Annotated in this window: 21 protein-coding genes, 1 pseudogene and 1 other annotated feature; of the genes and pseudogenes, 16 read left to right on the forward strand and 6 right to left on the reverse strand. The window is 63.1% G+C overall.

Translation table 11 applies throughout. From position 1 onward, the window contains the following. The 4 genes and pseudogenes from ACIQCY_RS17335 to ACIQCY_RS17350 form a co-directional block, all read left to right on the forward strand. Positions 1-180: pseudogene (locus tag ACIQCY_RS17335) on the forward strand (IS5/IS1182 family transposase); the annotation flags it as partial. A 351-nt stretch (positions 181-531) separates the two neighbouring features. Next, the gene (locus tag ACIQCY_RS17340; RefSeq protein WP_158505762.1) at positions 532-738 is read left to right on the forward strand and encodes a hypothetical protein; all 207 of its coding nucleotides are present in this window, start codon (positions 532-534) and stop codon (positions 736-738) included. Positions 739-1,336: 598 nt separating this feature from the next. Continuing rightward, positions 1,337-2,722 carry a ParB/RepB/Spo0J family partition protein gene (locus ACIQCY_RS17345; RefSeq protein WP_158505761.1) on the forward strand — a complete coding sequence of 462 codons (1,386 nt, stop codon included), beginning with the start codon at positions 1,337-1,339 and terminating at the stop codon, positions 2,720-2,722. Between the two features lie 366 nt (positions 2,723-3,088). Continuing rightward, positions 3,089-3,355 (forward strand): helix-turn-helix domain-containing protein, encoded by a 267-nt coding sequence (locus ACIQCY_RS17350; RefSeq protein WP_158505760.1) that lies wholly within the window; start codon positions 3,089-3,091, stop codon positions 3,353-3,355. A 21-nt stretch (positions 3,356-3,376) separates the two neighbouring features. Here ACIQCY_RS17350 and ACIQCY_RS17355 read toward each other — a convergent pair whose 3' ends face one another. Both ACIQCY_RS17355 and ACIQCY_RS17360 read right to left on the reverse strand, forming a co-directional pair. Further along, positions 3,377-3,712, reverse strand: a complete 336-nt coding sequence (locus ACIQCY_RS17355) for a hypothetical protein (protein WP_158505759.1) — start codon at positions 3,710-3,712, stop codon at positions 3,377-3,379. 247 nt (positions 3,713-3,959) lie between these two features. Then, the gene (locus tag ACIQCY_RS17360) at positions 3,960-4,484 is read right to left on the reverse strand and encodes a winged helix-turn-helix domain-containing protein (RefSeq protein ID WP_158505758.1); all 525 of its coding nucleotides are present in this window, start codon (positions 4,482-4,484) and stop codon (positions 3,960-3,962) included. Between the two features lie 433 nt (positions 4,485-4,917). On the opposite strand from ACIQCY_RS17360, the gene ACIQCY_RS17365 reads away from it, so the two are divergent. From ACIQCY_RS17365 to ACIQCY_RS17375, 3 genes are all read left to right on the forward strand, one after another. Next, positions 4,918-6,036, forward strand: coding sequence for a tyrosine-type recombinase/integrase (locus tag ACIQCY_RS17365; protein ID WP_233486705.1), 1,119 nt, complete (start codon positions 4,918-4,920; stop codon positions 6,034-6,036). After that, a complete protein-coding gene (locus ACIQCY_RS17370; protein WP_061015168.1) occupies positions 6,026-6,373 on the forward strand; it encodes a helix-turn-helix transcriptional regulator in 348 nt (115 codons plus the stop codon). The genes ACIQCY_RS17365 and ACIQCY_RS17370 overlap by 11 nt, the downstream gene beginning before the upstream one ends. Positions 6,374-6,714: 341 nt before the next feature. Then, positions 6,715-7,809 carry a hypothetical protein gene (locus ACIQCY_RS17375; RefSeq protein WP_157543490.1) on the forward strand — a complete coding sequence of 365 codons (1,095 nt, stop codon included), beginning with the start codon at positions 6,715-6,717 and terminating at the stop codon, positions 7,807-7,809. Positions 7,810-7,812: 3 nt separating this feature from the next. On the opposite strand, the gene ACIQCY_RS17380 is transcribed toward ACIQCY_RS17375, so the two are convergent. Then, positions 7,813-8,172 carry a helix-turn-helix transcriptional regulator gene (locus ACIQCY_RS17380; protein WP_061015170.1) on the reverse strand — a complete coding sequence of 120 codons (360 nt, stop codon included), beginning with the start codon at positions 8,170-8,172 and terminating at the stop codon, positions 7,813-7,815. 83 nt (positions 8,173-8,255) lie between these two features. On the opposite strand from ACIQCY_RS17380, the gene ACIQCY_RS17385 reads away from it, so the two are divergent. The 6 genes from ACIQCY_RS17385 to ACIQCY_RS17410 all read left to right on the forward strand — a co-directional run bounded on the left by ACIQCY_RS17385 (position 8,256) and on the right by ACIQCY_RS17410 (position 12,728). Next, complete coding sequence (locus ACIQCY_RS17385) at positions 8,256-8,624, forward strand: FAD-dependent oxidoreductase (protein ID WP_400485105.1); 369 nt, start codon at positions 8,256-8,258, stop codon at positions 8,622-8,624. Beyond that, positions 8,621-10,534 carry a heavy metal translocating P-type ATPase gene (locus ACIQCY_RS17390; RefSeq protein ID WP_400485106.1) on the forward strand — a complete coding sequence of 638 codons (1,914 nt, stop codon included), beginning with the start codon at positions 8,621-8,623 and terminating at the stop codon, positions 10,532-10,534. The genes ACIQCY_RS17385 and ACIQCY_RS17390 overlap by 4 nt, the downstream gene beginning before the upstream one ends. Beyond that, positions 10,531-11,091 (forward strand): signal peptidase II, encoded by a 561-nt coding sequence (gene lspA, locus ACIQCY_RS17395; protein WP_016465415.1) that lies wholly within the window; start codon positions 10,531-10,533, stop codon positions 11,089-11,091. Before ACIQCY_RS17390 ends, lspA begins: the two co-directional genes overlap by 4 nt. Next, positions 11,088-11,402: a hypothetical protein gene (locus ACIQCY_RS17400; RefSeq protein ID WP_016465414.1), complete on the forward strand. Its 315-nt coding sequence runs from the start codon at positions 11,088-11,090 to the stop codon at positions 11,400-11,402. The genes lspA and ACIQCY_RS17400 overlap by 4 nt, the downstream gene beginning before the upstream one ends. A 46-nt stretch (positions 11,403-11,448) precedes the next feature. Then, entirely contained in the window at positions 11,449-11,709 is a 261-nt protein-coding gene (locus tag ACIQCY_RS17405) for an SOS response-associated peptidase family protein (RefSeq protein WP_400485107.1), read from the forward strand. Between the two features lie 101 nt (positions 11,710-11,810). Further along, a complete protein-coding gene (locus ACIQCY_RS17410; protein WP_158505756.1) occupies positions 11,811-12,728 on the forward strand; it encodes a hypothetical protein in 918 nt (305 codons plus the stop codon). Positions 12,729-12,740: 12 nt separating this feature from the next. Here the strand turns inward: ACIQCY_RS17410 and ACIQCY_RS17415 are convergent. From ACIQCY_RS17415 to ACIQCY_RS17425, 3 genes are all read right to left on the reverse strand, one after another. Beyond that, positions 12,741-14,041, reverse strand: a protein-coding gene (locus tag ACIQCY_RS17415; protein WP_400485108.1) for an IS3 family transposase whose coding sequence is annotated in 2 segments (ribosomal slippage) — positions 12,741-13,747 and positions 13,747-14,041 — 1,302 coding nt in all. Because the reading frame shifts where the segments join, the coding sequence is not laid out codon by codon here. Beyond that, positions 13,611-13,760: a sequence feature (AL1L pseudoknot), on the reverse strand. Its footprint overlaps the gene before it by 150 nt. 191 nt (positions 14,042-14,232) lie before the next feature. Then, on the reverse strand, positions 14,233-17,097 hold the full coding sequence (locus tag ACIQCY_RS17420) for an SAM-dependent DNA methyltransferase (protein WP_196597593.1): 2,865 nt from the start codon (positions 17,095-17,097) through the stop codon (positions 14,233-14,235). A 463-nt stretch (positions 17,098-17,560) separates the two neighbouring features. After that, positions 17,561-18,595, reverse strand: a complete 1,035-nt coding sequence (locus ACIQCY_RS17425) for an IS110 family transposase (RefSeq protein ID WP_400485109.1) — start codon at positions 18,593-18,595, stop codon at positions 17,561-17,563. A 316-nt stretch (positions 18,596-18,911) separates the two neighbouring features. Between ACIQCY_RS17425 and ACIQCY_RS17430 the strand changes: the two genes are divergently transcribed. The 3 genes from ACIQCY_RS17430 to ACIQCY_RS17440 all read left to right on the forward strand — a co-directional run bounded on the left by ACIQCY_RS17430 (position 18,912) and on the right by ACIQCY_RS17440 (position 22,031). Beyond that, entirely contained in the window at positions 18,912-20,180 is a 1,269-nt protein-coding gene (locus ACIQCY_RS17430; protein ID WP_196597596.1) for an IS110 family transposase, read from the forward strand. An 11-nt stretch (positions 20,181-20,191) separates the two neighbouring features. Next, the gene (locus ACIQCY_RS17435; protein WP_400485110.1) at positions 20,192-20,686 is read left to right on the forward strand and encodes a GNAT family N-acetyltransferase; all 495 of its coding nucleotides are present in this window, start codon (positions 20,192-20,194) and stop codon (positions 20,684-20,686) included. A 97-nt stretch (positions 20,687-20,783) separates the two neighbouring features. After that, positions 20,784-22,031 carry an IS256 family transposase gene (locus ACIQCY_RS17440; RefSeq protein WP_158505802.1) on the forward strand — a complete coding sequence of 416 codons (1,248 nt, stop codon included), beginning with the start codon at positions 20,784-20,786 and terminating at the stop codon, positions 22,029-22,031. The last annotated feature ends 930 nt before the right edge of the window (positions 22,032-22,961 follow it).

The raw sequence follows: 22,961 nt of genomic DNA on the forward strand, positions 1-22,961 counted from the left end.
CCCGTGGGCCTCGACGCGGCCGCCTACAAGGGCCGCAACGTCATCGAGCGCCAGTACGCCCAACTCAAGCAGTGGCGCGGGCTGGCAACCCGGTATGACAAGTACGCGATCGTCTACCGGGCCGCGGTGATCCTGAAGGCGGTGCTCGCGTGGTCCAAACGATTGTCAGACACGCCCTAGTTCTACTGGGTGGGAGCGCTCCCCAGATAGCTTCGATGCGGAGGTGTGACCTGATGAGTACCCCGGCCCTGGCACAGTGCTGTGTCTGCCGCGCCACAACCAGGCTCCAAGACGAGGGACGACCCCTACCCGAGGGCTGGCTGTACAGGACGATCACCGTCGACGTCGGCCGCTACTACTGCCCCGAGCACGCCCACCGAACCTGAGCAAGCAGAGCCTGTGGCGTCGGCACTGCGCTAACCTGCGAGGAGGCATCCAAACAGGTCGGCGCAGCGGAGCCTAAGTTCACCATGGCAGGGACTCTGTGGCGAAAGACGGGGTAGAACGGTGGCGTGTGTGGACGCTATCTCAATGGCGCAGGAGAAGCTTCAAACCGCCGAACAGGAGCGCAAGACCGACAAGCCCGAGCATCACTCCGCACGCCAGCCAGGTCCTTTCACCGATCGCTTCGGCCGCTTCACGACCTCGCCGGCCGGCGAACAGCTCCATCCACGCCTGGTGGCCCTTGGAAATGGGAGATCGGAAGACAGCAGCTCCCAATCCGAAGAGCAGGAATAGCGACCGAAGAAGGTGAAAGCTAATCCCTGCAAGAGCACACCCCCACTCATCTGTGGCTGATTCCTCCACTCAAAGGAACAGAGGCAGGACGGCCATAAGCCCTCGTTCAGAGAAGTAACCATGCTTGTGGCCTGATCCTACTGGCGAGGTCTCAGCGGACCTGCAACTTACTCAGTCAACCATTACCGGTAGGGCCGGCGGGAGCGTGTGTCTCACCTGTAGTGCTTCCCTGTTTCCGCTGGCGCTCCGAGCAGGGCTATGGTCCTTCGCTTCGCTCCGGGCTGTTCCGGCCAGGCTGCTCCTTCGTCGCAGCCGAGCCGGGTGTTTTTGTCTGCTGTCCTGGCGGATTGTGCGCCCCCGCTCCACAGCGTCAATCGGCTGCGCCGAGTGGGGCCGGCCACAAACCTCTACGGCGCTCCTGCGTCGCTTATTTCCTTGAGAGGTTTCTGGCAGGCCCCTGCCCCTTCGGGTTGAACAGTGCTCCGTCGGGGACGAGCGAGCGAGCTCGCCAGCAGGCAAAAAACAATGGGGGAAGGGCTAAGACCAGCTGGATCACCACAGGCTCTCTCCCCACCTCGTGACCGAAGGAGCAATAACTATGAACACCCAGACCAGCACCACAGCTGTCCTCGAGCACCTCGACCCGACCCAGCTCACCATCGACGCCAACGTCCGAGCCGATGTCCGCCTCGATCCTGAGTTCCTGGCCTCCATCAAGCAGCACGGCGTCCTCCAGCCCGTCGTCGCTCACCGCACCGAGGCCGGTGTGCACGTCCTGTACGGGCAGCGGCGTACCCTGGCGGCCGTCGAAACCGCACAACCGATCATGCCCGTGTACGTCGTCGCCTCACTCACGGAAGCTGACCGGTTGGTGCAGCAGATGGTCGAGAACGACCAGAGCCTGGTCCTGAACGACCGGGACCGCACCGAAGCGTTCCACCAGCTGTCCCTGATGGGCATTACGGCCGCGCAGATCGCCAAGAAGACCGGCACGAAGAAGACCACCGTCGAAACCGCGCTGAAGGTCCGCGCCAACACCACCGCCACCGAAGCACTCACCGCCGGATGGACGTTGGAGCAGTCAGCGGCGCTCGAGGAGTTCAGCGACGAGGAGCTGACCGTGAAGCGCCTGCAGCACATCCTCGAGGTGCAGCCCGAGCAGTTCGACCACCAGGTCGCCTACCTCCGCCAGGAACGTGCCACCGCCCGCCTCATCGCCACCGCGAAGGCTGAGCAGGAAGCCCTCGGCAACACCGTCGTCGACGGTGCCGGGTACGGGATGCCGGAGCACCAGCACCCCCACATGCTCCTGCGGGCAGACGGCGAGAAAGCGACGAAGGATGACGCGAATGCCGTGGTTGTCAGCTCGACCTACCGGGGCGAGGTTCAGGTGACCCCGGTGGTCGCGAACTTCCGGGACCACGGCTTCACGATCCGCGAAGGGCTCGGCATGAGCTCCACAGCGGGTCAGTCCGGGCCGATGACGGACGCGCAGAAGGAGGAACGCCGCACGGTGATCCAGAACAACAAGAAGTGGGACGCCGCGACCGAGGTTCGGCAGGGCTGGCTGACAACCCTGCTGGGGAGGAAGACCCCGCCGAAGGGATGGGCGCAGTTCACGGCCACGACGCTGGCGAACTACGGCAACTCCATCGCCCGAGCGACCGCGCAGAAGCACGAACTCGCCGCCGGCCTCGCAGGCGTCACCGACCCCGACTACCGGGCATACCGGGCACTGGTCGAGAAGCCGACCATGAACCCCGACAAGGCGGTCCTGGCGATGATGCTCGCCGCCCACGAGGCGGACCTCAGCCGCGAATCATGGCGACGCCCCGGCCCCCAGGCCGCCTACTACCTCTTCCAGCTCGAAGAGTGGGGATACACGCTCAGCGAGGTCGAATCCCTCATCACCGAGCACGCGATGAAGGACCCCAAGACCTGCACGCAGGACAAGACGACCCAGCTGAGCGAGCCGGCCAGGTAGGGGAATGAGGCGGGCGGCAGGACACGTGCATCGCACAGCGTTCCTGCCGCCCCTCAGCGGCTCCTGCCCACTGCTAGACACGTGGAGCCGCTACCTCGAGTAGGCGCTCTACTGCACCTGACTACCAGCGAGGGTATGTCACACCCCAAAGCCACTTAATAGCGCTGTAGCGTGCAACGCGCGCGCCCACGCCCGACGCGGGCTACAGTGCAGACGAGGCTCCCTGTCAGTGGAGCTAACAGATTTCCTTGTCACGAGGGAAAACCGGAGACGGAGCCATGTGGTGTGGTTCCGTCTCCACCCATTTAAGGCGTCGATCCGGCGTCGATCAGCGGCGCAGCGTTTGGTGGCTGGAATGCTGGGTACATGACAGACCAACCTCAGGACGGGGAGCAGCCCACGCCGCTGCGGTTCCTGACTTTGCAGCAGGTAGCCGACGAGCTGAACACCAAGCACAACACCGTCCGAGGACTCATCGCCTCAGGGGATTTGCCGGCCATCCAAATTGGCGGGCGCGGCCAGTGGCGCATTGAACGCGCCAAGCTCGAGGACTACATCAGCGCCGCCTACGCCAAGGCCCGCGTCGACATCGCCCGCGGCGACGTCGACGCCTCGCCCCAGGCAGCGGAGTAGAGACCCCCCACAGGGTCCGGATTAGCTTCCGTCAGCAGACTCTGCGGGGTCGGCCGGCGTAACAGCGTTCAGCCACACCCAGCCCTCACGCTGAATCTTTATGAGCGGTTCGAGGAACCGGATCTTCACCGCAGTGCGTGTGTAGGCGATCGCGTGTGCCTGGACCCGGATGGCTTTGGAGGGGTAGCGGACCCACGCGTACACCCGGCGAGGCTCCGAGAAGTCAGTGGGTCGGCAGTTTTCGACGTCGAGCTCGGCCGCCGTGAGCATGATCAGTTCCTCGCGCATGACGAACTCCTCTATCCGCTCGTCCATCCGCTTCGCGTAGTAGGCGGCATGCTTTTTGTTCTCACCCACGTCCGGACAGTACGAGGCAGCGCCGACAATCAAACCCTGATCGGTGTCCCTGCCCTAGTCCCAGCTCGCACCCATGGAGGCTGTGCACGGCCACCGCTCGCTCGAGGTGAGCTACCCGTGTCGGTGACGCAGGTGGTTGTGCGCAGGTGGGCCCTTGGTCCCTGCTGTCCATATGTGTGCGGGACGAGCAGCGGAGCGTGGGGAGCTCGTGCCGTGCCCATGTGGTCAGGAGGCGAACCACTTGGTGTCAGCTGAGCCCTTCGGTGTTCTCGAGGGCTGCCTCAACCAGGCCGACGATCCAGTCGGCGTCCTGTGCAACCTCGAGAGAGGTCTCGGCGTCGAAAGAATTGCCGTCTTCGGCGTCCTCACGTCTCCTTGCAGCTTCCTCACGCAGGGTGTCGGTGAGGAGCCCGTAGGCGTGGCGGTGTTCTGGGTCGTTGAGGTCGATGGTTACTCGGCGGATGCGCTGAGCCTTTACCGCACGCTGCACGCGCTGCAGCTGCTCGATAGCCGCTGCGAGAGTGTCATCAACGCTCAGACCCCGAGAGGACTCGGTGGAAGTCACGAAGACGCCGCGTCCCTGTTCGGAGCGCACCAGGCCATCCTCGATGAGCATCTGATGTGCCGCTCGGATAGTACCGAGGCTCTTCACTCCGTACTCATCCTGTAGGGCAGCGATGGAGGGGAGCTGGTCCCCGACGGTAAACTCACCCGCTTCGATCCTTGCCCGTAGCGCTTGGTAGATCGTCTCGTATTGGAAAATTGAAGCCATGTATGCAACTTAGCACCAGTCAATAGAGCTGTACATAGGTCTATTGGGTGGCGCTTACGGGTTCTCATTAGTATGAGGGCGAATCCGTTGGCCGGGCGATAGCTGAGGCACAATCAGAACCATGTGTGGACGCTTCGTGATCGCAGGAAGACCAAGCAGTATCGACATCAGATGCATCACTTGCTTGCGATTGCATGGTTGATCTGGAGTTTCTCGGTCGCGGCAGGAGGCTCGGCGGGAGCTGGCCGCCGAGCCCAGGAGTGGATCACGGGCGGCGTGGCTGTCGCGTATGGTGCCGACAAGGGTGATTCGGCTACCAAGTCACCTTCTTGCCTGCTGGGGTGGTGCTTCACGAACGTGTCCAACAGCCTCTGCGGGTGAAGATCATGGAGAGTGGTTGCAACAATGATGCAACTGCTGCAACCATGGAGGGGTGCGTTCTGGTTCAGATGTTGATGGTCGCTCTTCGCTGCGGCTGACAGGAAATGTCGTCGCCCTCGATGAGGGGAAGTACGTCTTCGAGTCGATGCTGGATGGCTGGGCGAACCAGCAGACAAGTCGCGGTTTGCAGGCGACCACCATCGATTCGCGCCGGCGGTTCATCGAGGATTTCGCCGAGTTCTGCGCGGCGTACCCGTGGCAGTGGCAGCCGCGGGATCTCGAGGACTATTCAGTGCGCGTGCGACCCGGCAAGGGTCCCTTGAAGCGGTCAACGATTCGGGGGTATCAGACGAGGATCCGTCTGTTCTGCGACTTCCTCACTGACCCGCGGTACGGCTGGCAGGCGGAGTGTCTGGCTCGGTTCGGGGATGCGCCGCAGCAGATCTGCCATGACTGGAACACGATCTCGCACCTGCTCGACCATGAGGGGGATCCCGGGCGACGTGCCCTCACTTTCGATGAGCTGGAGCGGTTCTTCGATGCTGCGGATGCTCGGGTCGAGGCGATCGTACGTGCCAGGAGGAAGGGTGCGCTTGCTGCGCTCCGGAACGCGCAGATGTTCAAGACCATCTACGCCTTTGGGCTGCGGCGTTCCGAGTGCATTGGGCTCGACGTTGCCGATCTGCGGTCGAACCCGGTGGCCCCGGGGTTCGGGAGTTTCGGAGCGGTGTATGTCCGGCACGGGAAGGGCAGTCGGGGCACCGGTCCGAAGCGACGGACCGTGCTGACTCTGCCCGAGTTCGACTGGGTCGTTGACGGCCTCACCCATTGGGTGGACCAGGGCCGGCCGCGGGTGGTCGGTGATTGGGAGACGGACATCCTCTGGCCGACGGAGCGCAGGACCAGAATCGGTGGCCGCTACCTGAACGACCGTTTCGCCGAGCTGCGCGACGAAGCCGGACTTCCGGAAGAGCTGGTTCTGCACTCGCTGCGGCACACCTATGTGACGAACCTCATCGAGTGGGGCTACAGCGAGAAGTTCGTGCAGGATCAGGTGGGCCACACGTTCGCTTCGACGACGGCGATCTACACGTCTGTCGGGGACGACTATAAGAACCGGGTGCTCGCTGATGCGCTCAAGAGGAACACGGAGGACCGTGATGGGGACTGACTCGAAGGGGCCGATCGACTGGCACCTGCGTGCTCTGATGGCCGAGGCTGGGATGTTCCAGACCACGGAGCTGCTCGCGCCGCTGCGCGAGCAGGGCATCGTCTTGTCCCGCGAGCAGGTGTATCGACTGGTCACCAAAGCACCGGAGCGGTTGAACGTCGAAGTTCTTGCGGCGCTGTGCCGCATCTTCGGATGCCAGCCGAACGACCTCATCACTGTCGTGGCGCGACCGGCAGCGGCGAAGAAGACGGGCACTGGGCGGGGGCGTGACACGGCGATCGGGGACCTTCGTCCTGTGCGTGCGCGACTTCATCGTCCCGCCGATCCAGGCCGATGACGGCTACGCCGTCACAGACGTGTGACCGTTGCGGGCGTTCGAGCGCGGGCCGTTACTCGCTGCTCGGCGAGAAGATCTGCAACGTCTGCTACAGCGCGCTCCGCAGGAACCCGTCAGAGTGTCCGTTGTGCGGGAACATCCGAGTCCTCGCATTTCGCACCGATGAAGGCGTAATCACCTGTGCGATCTGCGCCGGACACCCGCCACGGTTCGCGTGCCGCACGTGCGGCAGTGAGGAGTTCCTGACCGGAACGCACTGCGGGCGATGCCGGCTGCAGGCACGACTGGACGAGCTCATCGGACCCAAGGGATCGGCTCCGATCGAGCTGACCAGGCTTCGCGTGTACCTTGCGAACGCGCCGATGGACCCGCGTTCGGTGGTGCGCTGGCTGCGGCGGCCGCACGTCACAGAGACCCTGCGCGGCATGGCCACGGGCGCGCTGCCCGTTGATCACTCGTCTCTTGATCAACTCCAGCAAAGGCCAGCAACGCGGTATTTCCGGCGTCTGCTCATCGAAGCCCAGGTGCTGCCGAACATCCACGTGCTGCAGCACGAGCTCACGCTGCACGTTGCCGCGGTGGCTGCGACTCTCGAGCGCCCGACCGGGAACAAGCTCCGCCGCTTCTACAGATGGGACGTGTTGCCCAAGCTTCACAGGCGCTATCGAGACCGCGATCGAGACCTGTCCAACGAGGCCTTCATCGGCCAGCGCGGGAAACTGGCCGCGGTCGTCCGGTTCCTGACCTGGATGGATGCTCGCGGGCTCGCCGTCAGTGACCTTGATCAACGCACGCTCGATCACTACATCGCCCGCGTCAAGACGCGAGAGCCCGTGGAGCACTTCGTGCGGTGGGCGACCAAGACGCGGCTGACGGGCGACCTCGCCACCAACGTCCGGGCTGCACGGAACACGATGTCGAACGTGACCGAGGAGGAGCTGTGGCGCGATATCGACCTTCTGCTCAACGGAGAAGATGTGGAACTGGAAGTGCGCGTGGCAGGGCTGTTCATGCTCCTCTATGCGCAGATCCTCGGACGCGCCGTCAGTATGACTCGCGACCGAGTAGACGCCACCGGGGCGCAGGTGACCGTGCGGTTCGGGGTCACGCCCGTCGTGCTCGATGACCGGGTCGGGGACATCGTCAGACGGCACCTCTCCGCCGCGCCGCGACGGGGATACGCCGCGGGGGAATCGAGCTGGCTGTTCGAGGGACTCTCGCCCGGCGCTCACATGACTGCGGCCTACATCAGGCTGCGCCTCACGGAACTCGGGATCCGTCCACGCGTGTCACGCGAGACCCGGATGAACCTGCTGAGCATGCGGATGCCCTCGGCCGTGGTTGCCGACGTCATCGGAATCGGCAACCACACGGCGGACCGGCGTAAGAGCAAAGCCGGCGGGATCTGGTCGAACTACCCAGCCGTGCGTCGATGACTACTAGTTCGCACTGCCCAGCGCGGCAGGTCGCAGCGCATCCGCGGCCGCCTCGAGCGCCCCGTCGTTGAGCGCGAAGTACGCCCACTTCCCGCGCTGTTCGCGGGTGACAAGCCCGGCGTCGGTGAGGAGCTTCATGTGGTGCGAGACCGTCCCCTGTGACAATCCGACCGGCTCGATGAGGTCGCAGATGCAGGCCTCGCCGCCTTCGGTGCCGGCGATAAGGGAGAGCAGCATCACGCGGGTCGGATCACCGATGGCCTTGAACACCCGAGCGGAACGCTCGGCCTCCTCGGGGGTGATCGATGCGGTGATGCGCGGCACGCAGCACGTGCTCTGCTCGATGGTCACGGGAAGGCTCATGCGGATAGTCTGACACGTATTGACAAACTTCGATAGGTAAGCGAGTGTTCTCGTATTGAAGTTTTTCGATCTGAGGAGATGTGATGTCTGAGCTTCCTGTCGTCGTCATCGGTGCCGGTCCGCAGGGCCTGGCTGCAGCCGCCCACCTGACCGAACGCGGCGTTGACGCCGTGGTCGTCGAGCGGGGCGGCTCGGCCGGTGCTGCCGTGTCCGAGTGGGGACACGTGCGACTGTTCTCCGGGTGGCCGGAGCACCTGACCTGTCTGCGCGACTGCGGCATCGTGGTCGCCGAGCCTGAGGGGCGGCAGACGCGCTACGAGATCGCCGACCCGCACCTCGCGGCGGCGCTCACCGCACTGGTGGACGTGACGCTTGCTGTCGACGAGCACGCTCCCTGCGTGGACTCTTCGTGCACCGTGCCGGGCTGCTGCGGGACGGGAGCAGGCGAGTGAGCGCGGCGTGCGGCTGCGAGCACGACGAGCCCGAGACTGTCATAGGCGATGAAGCCGAGGAGGCGGAGCGCCCCTGGTGGCGGGACCGCGGGATCATGGTCCCGGTCTTCTCCGGCGTCGCCTTCCTCACCGGCCTGGCGCTGGAGTGGTCCGGGATGGAGATCCCGGCACTGGTGGCGTTCTGGATCGGTCTGCTGCTGGGCGCGTCGACGTTCACCCCGGGCGCGATCCGGAAGCTGTTCACGGGCAAGCTCGGCATCGGGCTGCTGATGACGATCAGCGCGGTCGGCGCGGTCATCCTCGGCTACGTCGAGGAGGCCGCGGCGTTGGTGTTCTTGTACTCGATCGCCGAGGCGCTGGAGGACAAGGCGATGGACCGTGCTCGCGGCGGGCTCCGGGCGCTGCTCAAGCTCGTCCCGGAGACCGCGACCGTCCGCCGCGACGGCGTCTCGGTGGAGGTCGCCGCGAAGGACCTGGCTGTCGGTCAGTTGATGCTGGTGCGGCCGGGCGAGCGGATCGTGACCGACGGCGTCGTCCGCACGGGACGTTCCAGCCTGGATACGTCCGCGATCACGGGGGAGTCGATCCCGGTCGAGGTCGAGCCCGGCGATGCCGTGTCGGCGGGTGCGATCAACACCGCGGGGGCGCTGGAGGTCGAGACGACCGCGGCCGGCACGGACAACTCGCTGACCACGATCGTCGACCTGGTGGAGAAGGCGCAGGCGGAGAAGGGAGACCGCGCCCGTCTCGCCGACCGCATTGCCCGCCCGCTCGTGCCCGGCGTGCTGATCCTCGCCGCTCTCGTCGCGATCATCGGGTCGCTGCTCGGCGACCCGGAGCTGTGGATCACCCGCGCACTCGTCGTACTGGTCGCGGCATCGCCCTGCGCGCTGGCGATCTCGGTCCCGCTGACCGTGGTGGCCGCCATCGGGTCGGCGAGCAAGTTCGGCGTGATCATCAAGTCCGGGGCCGTGTTCGAGCGGTTCGGCGTGATCCGCCACGTCGCGGTCGACAAGACCGGCACCCTGACCCGCAACGAGCCCGCCGTCACCGCGGTGCTCACCGCCGACGGCGTGACCGAGGCGCAGGCGCTGGCGTGGGCGGCGTCGTTGGAGCAGCACAGCACCCACCCCCTCGCGGCCGCGATCACCGCTGCAGCGCCTGAGGCCCCTGCAGCCGAGGGCGTGACCGAGCAGGCAGGTCACGGCATCGAAGGCGAGCTCGACGGCGCGCGGATCACGGTCGGCAGCCCGCGTTGGCTCGACGCCGGATTCCTCGGCGACCAGGTCGCGGGGCTGGAGGAGCAGGGCATGACGGTCGTGATCGTCCACCGCGACGGCGAGCCGGTCGCCGCGATCGGCGTCCGCGACGAGCTGCGCCCGGAGGTCCCCGAGGTCGTCCGTACCCTCGCCGCGCAGGGCATCGGGGTCACGATGCTCACCGGCGACAACGCTCGCACCGCCCGCGCCCTCGCCGCCCAAGCGGGGATCGAGGACGTCCGCGCCGAACTGCGCCCGGAGGACAAGGCCGCTGCGATCGCAGAGCTCGGTGCGAAGGGCTCGGTCGCGATGATCGGCGACGGCATCAACGACGCCCCCGCCCTGGCCGCTGCCGATATCGGCATCGCGATGGGCGCGACCGGCTCCGATGCCGCGATCGAGTCCGCCGACGTGGCCTTCACCGGCCACGACCTGCGGCTGCTGCCGCGCGCGTTCGACCACGCCCGCCGCGGACGGCACATCATCAACCAGAACATCATCCTGTCGCTGCTGATCATCAGCGCCCTGCTCCCGCTCGCCCTCTTCGGCGTCCTCGGCCTCGCCGCCGTGGTGCTCGTGCACGAGATCGCCGAGGTCGTCGTGATCCTCAACGGTCTGCGCGCCGCCCGGACCCGGAAGACCATCGCGTGACCGTGCAGGACGTCGCCGCGACAGTCGGCGAAGACCGTACGGGCCCACGGCCGCAGGCGAGGAGAGCCCTTGGCTTCACCTTGGTCGTGGCCGTGCTCGCTGTGGTGCTCGACCAGGCCTCGAAGGCCCTCGCCGTGGCACAGCTGGCCCCGGGGGAACGGATCCCGCTGGTCGGGGACCTGTTCGGCCTGTCCCTGGTCTACAACCCCGGAGCCGCGTTCTCGCTCGGCTCCGGGGCCACCTGGATCATCACCCTCATCGGCGTACTCGCCTCCGCCGCGGTGGTCATCTTCGCCATTCGGCTGCGCGGTGCCCGCTGGGGCCTCGCGCTGGGGCTGGTCCTCGGCGGCGCGGTCGGCAACCTCATCGACCGAATCATGAACCCGCCCGCGTTCGGCCGCGGCCACGTCACCGACTTCCTCGCCTACGGCGACCTCTTCGTCGGGAACGTCGCCGACGTCTTCGTCGTGATTGGGGTCGGACTCGTCTGCCTGAACCTCCTCCTGCCGAACGCTCGCACGATGACCAACAGCGAGAGAACGGAAAGCGCCTCGTGAAAGTGGAATTGCTGCACATCGTCGACTGCCCCAACACGGACATCGCCGAAGCCAACGCACGCGCGGCGCTCGACGCTCTCGGGCTCGGGGGCGTCGCCGTCGAGCTGGTGACGATCCACACCGAGGCCGAAGCGGCAAGCCTCGGGTTCGGAGGATCGCCCACGCTCCTGGCCGACGGCGTCGACCTATTCCCGACATCTCCTGTACAGGCACTTGCGTGCCGCGTCTACACAACGGAGAACGGGTTCGCTGGGGCACCAACCACGTCCCAGATCGAACGGGCGATCCGAGCATTGCCCGAGCAGGCGTAACCGGCGGACACGATCATCACCTGGTCAACATGGAGCCCACCAAGCCGTGGTGCGAATACTGCCTCCCGAAATACTGCTCTCCACCGACAACAGGGCCGCTATCCGGGACGCTTTCAGCGTTGACGAGACGTTTCAGGATGAGCTGAAGCCTTCGTGGAACGTTGCCCCGATGCAGGGGATCCCGTTCGTGTCCGAGCAGCTGCGCGAGGGTGAGCTGGTGCGCCGCCTCGAGATAGCTCGGTGGGGACTCGTCCTAGTCTGGTCCAAGGACCCGAAGGCCGGCGCCAGGATTCTCTGCACTAGTTGAGATGGCGCGTTCAACGAGAGTGTGATGTTCGGCTGCAGCCACTTCTACCGACTCTTGTCGCAGACCGCGGCGGACCCCTGCCTTTGCTGATTCACTGAACCATGACCAATCTCGAAGTTAGGATTCGCTACGTCGTCAATGATCTGTGGGTAGACCCGAGCTTGATGGGTTGGAGTAATCGATTCGAGAGTAACGGCGACACCGTTCTCATCAATTTTCCCAATGAGCAGGATGAATTTACGGCGAGGGACTGGGAGGCGGACCTCTTGCCGACACCATCGGCATTTCCTGTGTCGAGTGTCTACGATGAGCCCGGATGGGACAGTCGAACCATCGCAGTGAGAATCGTCATGATAGCCGTTGCGTTCGAGGCCGACCTCCCGCCGAATCCGCCGCTAAACCCCTTCGAGGGCGCCTTTGGCGCGACGCTACAGCAGGCGTACGAACGGGGTAGAAGTAGTGCAGAAGCGGCGATGAGGCGTTTCCTCGAATGGGTCCGCGCGTTAAGCCGCCAACCCTGGTTGGGGCTCAGCGCGGATGCTCCAAGGCAGTACGGAAGGGGTGGCGTCTACTACGCCGACTCAGGTGAAGGCATCGCCGGGGTTGGCCCTGCAACAAGCCGTACGTTCATTTCCTCGCGTCTTCGGATTGGTAAATCTCACCTAGATGCGGTGATGGCTGGTGTCCAGGAAGGGCTAGTTGTTCCAACATCGCAAGCACTCCTAGCGGACGCTTGGCATCTGACCGAGGGCACCGACCAACCCGATCGCAACCGCGCCATCATCCTCTCGGCTATGGCCTGTGAGATCAAGGCTCAAGAGCACCTTCGTGCGGCAGCAAATGCTCACAATGAGAAGATAGTGCACCTCCTGCTTCACAAAGGATCGACGTTGCACTACCTATTGAACGACGTCATGCTTGCTGTTTGCGGAACGACTATCAAGGAGTCCGAAGCTGTTTTATGGAAGCATGTCCAAGCATTGTCCGCAAACAGAAACTCTGAATCGCCCCGGGTTTGATGGAGGCTCGGTTCACTTGCTTCCGGCCCCGGTGGGGACGTTGGTAAGACTGTAGGCCTCCGTGGACTCGTGCGCCCAATGGTTGTTCTCGAACTCCACCGGTGGGATCAGCCCGATTTCGCCGTGGAGGCGCCGATGGTTGAACCAGTCAATGTATTCAGCGACAGCGATTTCAAGGTCACTGACGGTTTTCCAGCCGCCTTTGGGCCGCATGATCGGGTTGCGGATGCACTCAGCTTTGAAGAGCGAGTTGAATGCCTCGGCCATGGCGTTGTCGTAGGAATCGCCCTTGGATCCAACGGAAGCGACCGCTTCGGCTTCGGCAAGCCGTTCGGTGTAGCGAATCGCACGATATTGCACTCCACGATCGGAATGATGCGTCAGACCCGCAACGCTTTGTCGGGCTCTTTGACGGTTCCAGAACCCCATCTCGAGGGCGTCCAGGGCCAGATCGGTTCGCAGAGAGGTCGATACCTGCCAGCCGACGACGAGGCGGCTGAAGACATCGATGATGAACGCGGCGTAGACCCACCCCGAGTGTGTCCGGATGTAGGTCAGATCCGCCACCCATAACTGGTTCGGGGCTGCAGCAACGAACTGCCGCTCGACCAGGTCCGCCGGCCGCGGTGTTTCCGCGCCCGCGACGAGGGTCGTCTTGCGGGTCTTCTCCCGGCTGATCCCACGCAAGCCGCCGGCTCGCATCAATCGCTCCACGGTGCACCGGGCGACAGGGTGGCCTTCCCTGTTCATCTGCGCCCAGACCTTCCGGGCACCATAAACACCAATATTGTCCTGGTGCACTTTGGTGATGACCGGCATCAGTTCCGCATCCCGCACCGCACGCGCTGAGAGCGGCCGGCTCTTCGCGGCGTAGTAACTGCTCGGGGCGATCTCGACGCTTGCTGAGCGCAGGACCTCGATGACCGGCTCGACCCCGAGTGGTTTGCCCTCCACGACACGATCACGGTGGGCATCAATGTAGCCAGTAACTACTTCAGTTGGCGGTCGAGCTCCGCCGCGGCGAAAAAAGCCGACGCTGTCCGCAGTATCTCGTTGGCCCGCTTCAGTTCCCTGACTTCGCTCTCAAGCTTCGCGATCCGCTCGGCCTCCGCACTCGTGGTGCCCGCCCGAACCCCGTTATCGACCTCAGCCTGTCGAACCCACTTACGCAGCGTCATCGGGTGCATCCCCAATTGCTTCGCCACCCGCTCCACCGCACCGACGCGGGAGTCCGGATCACGCCGCAGCTCGACCGCCATCCGGGTCGCCCGCTGACGCAACTCATCGCTGTACTTCGTCGCCATAACTCTCATCCTCCATGGGTTGAGAGCCTCCACTAAACCCGGGGCGATTCACAGGCCGAGGATCGGACACCCACCCCACGGGGGTCTGGCCCTCTCCGGGCTTCACAGGACATAGGCATGAGGGCACCGTTCCCAGGTGCGCGGTCGGCGGCTGGGATGCTGGGTCCATGACGGAGAGCTTGGCAGATGGGCAGTGCGTATCACTCGGCAGGGGCGTCACCTGACGGAGCCGCGATCAGGGGAGTAGGGGCGCTGACGAGCGCTCTGTAGTGAGCGAACAACACTTCAAGTCGTTGCTTCTCGGTGCGGATACGTCGAGAGGATCCAAAGGCTTGGTCGACGGCCTTATCAAGGGCATTGTGAGCAGCGAGCAGTTCCGGCGCCATTGACAGTGGGTCGTACATGTCAGCTAAGGATTGACCTGGCTGCAATGCTCGTGCTTGAAGCACTGCATCCCCACCAGCGATGATGCGCTGTCTATCTCGGTCGCTAAGTTCAGGGACAGGAAAGGTGTTCCACGTCAGAGTGTTAGCGAAGCGATACCTTGATTCGAGCCTGCCGCCAGCGACACGTTGCCATGACATAAACATTGACGAGGAGATGAGAGCGAAAAGCAGCCCGTCTTTATCCGCAGCAAGGAAGTTTGCGTTCCCGCAGATGATGTCCGCATCGAAGCGTAGTGCTGTCCAATATTTACGGTTTTCGCTCACGTGGATTGGGATGCAAAGGTAAGGTTCGGTTGGCTGTCGAATTTCCTGGAAGAGGTGAGGAGTGTTTGCTGACTCCTGGGTTTGTTGCTTACGGCTTGCCAAGCGCATCTGCCGGACGCTTTCGATTCGGCTACTCAGTGCGGCTGAGTTTCTGCGGTCAGCAGGAGTCAGGTCGGTAAGCCAAAGGCACCAGCGTTCTATGTTGTGCAATGTCTCTTTCGCGCCTACAAACTTGCGCAGATACTTTCGAGCGATTGCATCCTCGTCAAGGCCGGCTTTACCCTCCTTGGCGTCTAATGCCAGGTACCCACCGTCAGTAGGTTTCGATCCGTAGCTCACCGCAGGTATCACCGGGGAGACTGGCTTGCGCTCCTTTCGAAGCACGATGTCACGTTCATCAATGAGGTAAGCATTAATGCCGTGTTCGAGTTTCTGCAGGACCGCCTCACCCCGAACATCCGGGTAGTCCCAGAGCTTTTGGGGAGAGGAGCGGTCGCGGGTGAACCCGACAATAACGCAATGAACACCAGCTTTACCTGGCGCCTCTGAGTCCCACTTGAACGTCCTGTGGGCAAACTTTATACGCCAGCCGTCACGAGCGAGGGAACCAAAGAGCGCACCAACTGGTTGCCCCTGCGCAATCGAATTTGTGGTAACAAAAGCAAATTCGCCATAGCGGTCAGCAAGTAGGGTTTTTGTTTGGGCGTGCCATGCGGTGACGTAGTCAAGGTATCCGTTGTAGTCGTCACCCCAGACCGCTTTCATGTCCTCCGTCTGAACTGTGGTCTTTGTGTATTGGCCGATAAAGGGAGGGTTGCCAAACACGAACGTCTGGCCGTCAGGCTCGGGAAGAGTTTGTGACCAATTGAGGGTGAGAGCGTTGTGGTGAACGATGTGAGCGGTGATTCTGATCGGAAGCCGGTCTGGTGCTTGACCAATGGCGGCCGCTAGCCGGCGGTTGGCTTGATGGTCGACCAAGAACATCGCTGTCTCTGCGATCTTCGCTGGCCACCAGTTGATCTCGATGCCCCAAAACTGGTCGATCGAAAGTCGCTGGTCAATTGTCGCGTCGAGCGATCTGTCCATTCCACCCTGTTTACGGTGGCGTGCAGCGATGAGGTCTGTCTCAATATCCCGGAGTTTTGCGTAAGCGACGTTGAGGAAGTTGCCCGCACCACAAGCCGGGTCAACGTACAGGTTCGACGCAAGCTCGTCCTGTAAGTCGTTGAGAGCCTTGAGCGTGGTTGATTGTGCGGCGATGAGTCGGTCCGCACGTTGCCGGTAGTCATCCAGGAACAGCGGCCCAATAGTTTTCAGGATGTTGGTCTCGGATGTGTAGTGTTCCCCGTCTCCACGACGGGCTTGTTTGCTTTTAATGAGTTGGAACATGGCGCCGAAGACGGCGGGGCTGATCTGTGTCCAACGGAATCGGCAGGCGTCTAGGAGTGCTTCGCGCATCGCTTCGGGCAGGAACCCTGCTGGCATGGAGCTGTCGAAGAGCGCTCCGTTGACGTGAGGAAAACTGTTGAGGCTCTCGGGTATGTTGCGCCGGCTTGAAGGATCCATATCTAGCACTCGGAACAGCGCATCGAGCTGGGGCCCCAGGTTCGATGCAGTGGTGTCGAACTCCACCCACCTCCGGAATAGGTCCTCTTCCCACAGCCCTGCATCATCGCCGAATAGCAGGAACAACAAGCGGGTGAGGAGAACAGAAGCTTCTTGCGCTTTCTGGTCCTCTTCCTCGATGTTGGTCGGAGCATCATCACCGACTGCCTCGTCTGCATTGTCACCAACGAGAGCGTTGTAGAGCTGTGCCATCAACTGGGCGGCAGCGATAGAAGCTTCTTCCTCCTGCGTCTTCGTCACCGTCTCGTGCCCGGCGAGGAACATCAACTGATCCACGTGATCCGCGATCTGATCAATAGTGAACCGGATGGTCCACGGTTCCTCCCCCATTCGATCAATGCGGAAGTTCTCAAAGTCGGTGACCATGACGTGCTTCGGGTATTCGAACTGCTTCACCGAGCCGCCGGCGAGATAATCCAGTGCCTGCTTGTGTGCTTTATCGAGGTCCTTGCCAAGACTCTTGGCCTCCCCAATAGCTACTCCAGACCAGAAAAAGTCGATGTAGCCAGTACCGCCCGTCGAGGCCCGTGTGGCGTCCCGCTCGAAGAGATCGATGCGTTCCGGAATGACACCAAAACACCTCAGCAGGTCGGACCACAGCTGCTGGGCAAAGGATTTCTCAGTGTGCGCTTGACCCGACTGCTCCCAGCCGTCGATCCGTCCGCGCCAGCGGTGGGAGAATTTGCCGAGGTCGGTTCGGATGGTTGCACGGTCAAGCAGTGTCTGCACGGGGCTCCTCAGGAAAAGACTCTTCACATTCTCACAGAGGGACAGGGAAAGGAGTTGCAACCGAGGGGCGTGTGTAAGCCGAGCCGATGGGTAGTGAACCCTTGCACTGTTATCCGTCGACGCGAAGGGTGTAAGGACCAAGCGCGCCGTTATACCAAGCCAGTGGGCGCTACCCCGACGCTTCGGCTCCTCGACAGTTGAAGATTGGTCTCAGCCTGCAGCGGTGGAGGCTGTGCACGGCCACCGCTTGCTCAAGGTGAGTGACCCGTGTCGGTGACGTGGTGGGTGTGTGCAGGTGGGCCCCTGGTTCCTGCTGTCCACGGTAATGATGGTATTGATCGCGATCCGGCGTGACCCTTAGTCCACATGACGTGACCGATGGCCACTGTCCAGCACACGACTTGTCCGTCGGCTCGCGATCGCCTCACACGGAACAGGCATGGCTTGATAGCGCCTCTGTGTGTCAAGCGGCGGTCTTTTCGGCGTGGTGGTGGTCGTGCAGGATCTGTCGGTAGAGGACGTTGGAGAGGCGTCGTTTGAGTGCTCTGCGGGCTTCTCGGGGCGTTTTTCCTTCGCTGATTTTCTTCAGGTAGTAGACCCGGCCGGGCCCGGGGTCGCGGCTCTGACAGACAGCCATGGTGTGCAGCACGGAGTTCAGTTGCCGGTTACCTCCGGTGTTAAGTCTGTGTCGGTTGTGGTTGCCGCTGGAGGCCTCCAACGGCGCGGTGCCGGTGTAGCTGGCGAAATGCGACGCGCTGGGGAACCGGGTGATGTCACCGACATGACCCAACAGCTTCGCCGCCAGGACAACGCCGATACCGGGGATCTCCTGCAAGGTGGTGTTGGAGGCATCCAACACGGTACGGGTCTGGGCTTCGTTGCTTTTCATTGACGCATCGATGCGTCGAAGATCAGCGAGCAGCTCCTTGGTGAGCTCGCCTCGAACCGCGTCGGTGGCTGTTGCCGGCCTGATCGCCCGCAGCGCCGCAGCAGCTTTCTCAGCGCTCAAGCCGGGTTCGACACCACCAGGGAGAAGTTCGCGCAGGAGCCGGTGCAGACGATTGAGCAGCCGGGCTCGTTCGTGGCCCAGATCCTCTCGGCGTTCGGCCAGCAGACGCAGGATCGTGGTCTGGTCCTCTGCTACGACGACGCGCAGGTTCTCCTGTCGGAGACCGGTCAGGGCGACCGCGAATGCGTCCGCGGGGTCACTTTTACGTCCACCGCCGGTGGAAAGGACCCTGACTTTCATGGCCAGCGTGGAGGGGACGTCGACGACGGCCTCACCCTGGGCCACGAGGATCTGCGCGGTTCCCCGGCCCAGACCATTGGCGCCTTCAATAGCGAACCTGCGTTCAGGCCACTGCGCGGCCCAGCCCAGTAACTGTCTAACGGTTCCTGCGTTGACGACGAAGCGCCGTACCGCGAGCTGGCACCCCGAGGAATCGATGGCTGCTGCGGTGATGGAGGATTTGTGCGGGTCGATGCCGATGATAATCATGTCCGGGTTCCTTACGCCGATGTAAGTGATGGATCACCCGTGGCGGGCACCCTGACTTGAAGTGTTCGCATGCCTCTGTCGAGCCACGCCCCGGGCGGGTGTCAGCGGCGCGGCACGCTATCAGTGAGCCAACCCGAACGAGACGGGCGGCAAGGAGCTTGCGGACCTGTGCCGACTGACACCCTGGACGCTACAAGACTGCAGATCCTGCAGCATCCCACCACCAATGAAACAAGTCAGGAGCTTGACCACGTCCCCTTACCGTATTGTCTGCCCGTCCCCACCGTGTGATGCCCACCAGCTCAGGAAGGCACGCATGCCAGATCAGGAACAACACCAGGTCTTCGTCGGGATCGACACCCACGCAGACACCCACCACGTCGCCGTCATCACCGATTACGGGAAACCCGTGAAGGACCACGAGTTCTCGACCACCAGTTCGGGATACCGCGAGATCGTCGAATTCATCACCGGGCATGGCGAGATTGGGGGAGTGGGCGTCGAGGGAACGGGCACGTACGGGGCCGAACTGACCAAGGTGCTCCTCCAGGCCGGCATGCCTGTTATCGAAGTGAACAGACCCAACCGTCAGCAACGTCGGATGCACGGGAAATCAGACCCACTGGACGCGTACCAGGCCGCACGGTCAGTCCTCGCGGGAACTAGCACTGCCGTCCCGAAAGCTAAGGACGGACCCGTGGAATGCCTGCGTGTGCTGCGGGCGGGTAGGGCTTCGGCGATGAAATCGAGAACGGCGACGATCAATCAGATCCGCGACCTTCTTGTCTCCGCAGCCGACGAGCTGAGAGCGAAGTACCGGGGCATGCCGACGGCACCCATGATCGCGATGATGGCGAGATCCCGTCCATCAGGACATCTTGCTGACCCCAACTACGTCACGGCCCGGGTGTTGAGGACCCTTGCATCGCGCTACCAGGACCTCACCACCGAGATCGACGACGCCACGGAGTCGTTGCGGGAGATTCTCGACTCCTACGCGCCACTGCTCTGTGACCTACCCGGAGTCGGCACCGATGTGGCGTCCCAGCTGCTCGTAACCGTTGGTGACAACAAGCAGCGCATCAATAACGAAGCTCAGTTTGCGGCCCCCGCTGGCGTCGCCCCGGTCCCGGCATCGTCCGGCAAATCGACCCGGCACCGGCTGAGCGGTGGTGGAGATCGTCACGCCAACAGCGCACTTCACCACATCGTGCTGGTCAGGATGGGCTCAGATTCCAGGACCAAGGACTACGTCGACAAACGAACAGCTGAGGGCAAGAGTAAACGAGAGATCATGCGCTGCCTCAAGCGCTACGTCGCCCGCGAGGTCTACCGACAAATCACCAACCCGGTCCCAGCACCGATGATCACGGACCTACGACTACAGCGACGCGAACTTGGGATCACGCTGCAACAGGTGGCCGAGCACCTCCACCAATGGCCTTCCTACCTCTCTCGCCTCGAGCGCGGACGGACCCGAAACGACTCTCTCACTGTCAGGTATCGAAGCTGGCTAGGAGAACAAGCATCAGCAGTAGGCCAAATAGAGCGCCACCAGCTCTCCAGGTGTGCTGGCACCCCGTAGGGTAAGGCGCTATGTCGATCATTCTCACGCGCATTGATCCTGTCGGAGACGACCACGAAGCGCTCATCAGCTTCATGATGCGCAACGAATTTCCCTTCCACGTCGGTTCTCACCTCACTCGCGAGCAGGTAGAAACCTCCATCGATAAAGGCCGCTTTCGCGATGAAGACAATGACTCCTTCTGGGTTGACCATGACGAGCATGGACGTATCGGCTTCTTCAGGTTGGAAGACCTCAGTGAGGGCAACCCGATGTTCGACCTTCGCCTCGATGGATCCTTCCGCAACCGCGCCCTTGGAGTAGAGGTTCTACAAGCAGCCTCACATCACGTCTTCACGACCATGTCGGCAGTCAACCGGTTCGAGGGGCAGACCAGGGAGGACAACATCGCCATGCGCAAAACCTTCCTGCGCTGTGGCTGGGTCAAAGAGGCGCACTACCGCGAGAGTTGGCCCAGCAAAGATGGGACCCTGCTTGCCTCAGTGGAGTCCCGCATAGTGGTGTAACGCCACGGTGGTTGTCTGCGTCGTTGCTGACGTGAAGGCGGTCACCGTGTGATCCTTCGAGGAAACTCTCACATCCCACTCGAAAGGCATCAACACGATGACCGCTCCCCATATTGTCGACCCCGCGACCGTGCTCGGAGAAGCCCTGACCGACGCGTCCCCGGACCTGATGCGGCATCTGCTGCAGACCATGATCAACGCTTTGCTGTCCGCTGACGCCGATGCCGTGGTCGGAGCGGAGTGGGGCGAACGCAGCCCCGAGCGCACCACACACCGCAACGGCTACCGGCATCGGAACCTCGATACTCGTGCCGGAACGATCGATGTCGCCGTCCCGAAGCTGCGACAGGGCACGTATTTCCCGGAATGGCTCCTCGAACGCCGGAAACGATCCGAGGCCGCACTGATCACGGTGATCGCGGACTGCTACCTCGCCGGCGTCAGCACGCGACGGATGGACAAGCTGGTGAAGCAGCTCGGTATCCACTCCCTGTCGAAGTCGCAGGTGTCCAGGATGGCGGCTGATCTCGATGAACACGTGGATGAGTTCCGCCACCGCTCCCTTAGCGAGGCCGGCCCGTTCACGTTCGTTGCCGCGGACGCGTTGACGATGAAGGTCCGAGAGGGCGGCCGGGTCGTGAACACCGTGGTCCTGATCGCGACCGGGGTCAATGGCGACGGTCGCCGTGAGGTCCTCGGACTTCAGGTCGCCACTAGTGAGAGCGGGTCAGCCTGGAATGCGTTCTTTGCCGACTTGGTCGCGCGCGGCCTGACCGGGGTCCAGCTGGTCACTTCCGACGCGCACGCTGGGCTCAAGGACGCGATCGCCGCGAACCTGCCCGGGGCAGCGTGGCAACGCTGCCGCACTCATTACGCCGCGAATCTGATGAGCGTGACCCCTAAGAGCATGTGGCCGGCCGTGAAAGCGATGCTCCACAGCGTCTATGACCAACCCGACGCCACAGCTGTAACCGCGCAGTTCGACCGGACCCTGGACTACGTGAGCGAGAAACTCCCCGCCGTCGCGGAGCATCTCGACGCCGCACGGGCAGACATCCTCGCGTTCACCTCATTCCCCAAGGACCTCTGGCAGCAGATCTGGTCAAACAACCCCAACGAGCGACTGAACAGGGAAATCCGCCGCCGCACCGACAGTGTCGGCATCTTCCCCAACCGCGAGGCGATCATCCGCCTCGTTGGTGGCGTCCTCGCTGAACAGACCGACGAATGGGCCGAGGGGCGCCGCTATCTCGGCCTCGACATCCTCGCCCGCTCTCGCATGCGCCCCGTCCCCGACGCGGGAAGCGAGGCGGACACCGACACGATCATGGCCCTCAGCGCCTAACCGAAGGATCAACCGTTACACCACTTCCCGGGACTTGACCCTTGCCTCGGTCGCCTACGCCATCCTTCGGCGCGATTGGGAAACAGGGCAGACAACGACCTTCGCCTGGGAAGACCTCACCGTATAACTGCAACCAACAGGGCCTGGGCACCCACTCAGTCTGTCCATGGTTGGGGTCAGTTCGGGTTATCCACGGCTGGAATTAGGGAGCCATCAGGTAGCTCCCCAACAGTCGTAGCGGTGGATAACCCATGAGAACTGTCCCCGGTTGTGGACAGCGACCCAAGGCGCGCTCTCACAGCAATTGACAGCTATAGGAGCGTCGTGTGTGCGGGACAAGCAGCGGAGCGTGGGGGAGCTTGTGCCGTGCACGGGTGGGCAGGAGGCTACAGGGCGGGCCAGCAGCGGGTCTATCCTGCGAGCAGGAGCATCGACTGTCGAGGCATAAAGAAGATCCCGGAGGGCTACCTGCATGGGGGAACAGGTAGACGTCCGGGACTTCACCACAGTTGTACCCCGGGCGAAGGCTTTCCAGCCAATCAGTTTTCCTGAGGAGACGCCGCGATGAGGAAACCGCCTTACGGTGGCCCGGACGACACTAGCTAGTTCGACGCCCTCACGCCCGACGAAGCCCTCCGAGCATTCACGTCCTACCGCCTGCTGGGGGACTGCTTCGAGCAATCCAGCGACGACGACCTGGCCGGCCGCGGCTGGCTCATCGAGGACTGGAAAGCGCTCCTCAAGGACCGGCAACAGCAGGCGTACCGGGCTGAACGCGAGCTATCGGCCGCGGTACGCCTTGCCCGCAACGAGGGCGTTAGCTGGCACGACATAAGCCGCACGCTGCGCTTGCCGCTCGAAGAGGTAAGGGCCAGATTCGATTGGCCCTACGGAGACCACTAGGAAGTCCTGAATGGTCCTGGAGTGTCT

Origin of the sequence: Arthrobacter sp. NPDC092385, assembly GCF_044755105.1 — a bacterium.
Classification (GTDB): domain Bacteria; phylum Actinomycetota; class Actinomycetes; order Actinomycetales; family Micrococcaceae; genus Arthrobacter_D.

Excerpts from the sequence above, each read along its gene's own strand:
- ACIQCY_RS17340 (WP_158505762.1), top strand. The coding sequence starts at position 532 with ATGGCGCAGGAGAAGCTTCAAACCGCCGAACAGGAGCGCAAGACCGAC.
- ACIQCY_RS17345 (WP_158505761.1), top strand. The coding sequence starts at position 1,337 with ATGAACACCCAGACCAGCACCACAGCTGTCCTCGAGCACCTCGACCCG.
- ACIQCY_RS17350 (WP_158505760.1), top strand. The coding sequence starts at position 3,089 with ATGACAGACCAACCTCAGGACGGGGAGCAGCCCACGCCGCTGCGGTTC.
- ACIQCY_RS17360 (WP_158505758.1), bottom strand. The coding sequence starts at position 4,484 with ATGGCTTCAATTTTCCAATACGAGACGATCTACCAAGCGCTACGGGCA.
- ACIQCY_RS17370 (WP_061015168.1), top strand. The coding sequence starts at position 6,026 with ATGGGGACTGACTCGAAGGGGCCGATCGACTGGCACCTGCGTGCTCTG.
- ACIQCY_RS17380 (WP_061015170.1), bottom strand. The coding sequence starts at position 8,172 with ATGAGCCTTCCCGTGACCATCGAGCAGAGCACGTGCTGCGTGCCGCGC.
- ACIQCY_RS17385 (WP_400485105.1), top strand. The coding sequence starts at position 8,256 with ATGTCTGAGCTTCCTGTCGTCGTCATCGGTGCCGGTCCGCAGGGCCTG.
- ACIQCY_RS17410 (WP_158505756.1), top strand. The coding sequence starts at position 11,811 with ATGACCAATCTCGAAGTTAGGATTCGCTACGTCGTCAATGATCTGTGG.
- ACIQCY_RS17425 (WP_400485109.1), bottom strand. The coding sequence starts at position 18,595 with ATGATTATCATCGGCATCGACCCGCACAAATCCTCCATCACCGCAGCA.
- ACIQCY_RS17430 (WP_196597596.1), top strand. The coding sequence starts at position 18,912 with ATGCCAGATCAGGAACAACACCAGGTCTTCGTCGGGATCGACACCCAC.
- ACIQCY_RS17435 (WP_400485110.1), top strand. The coding sequence starts at position 20,192 with ATGTCGATCATTCTCACGCGCATTGATCCTGTCGGAGACGACCACGAA.
- ACIQCY_RS17440 (WP_158505802.1), top strand. The coding sequence starts at position 20,784 with ATGACCGCTCCCCATATTGTCGACCCCGCGACCGTGCTCGGAGAAGCC.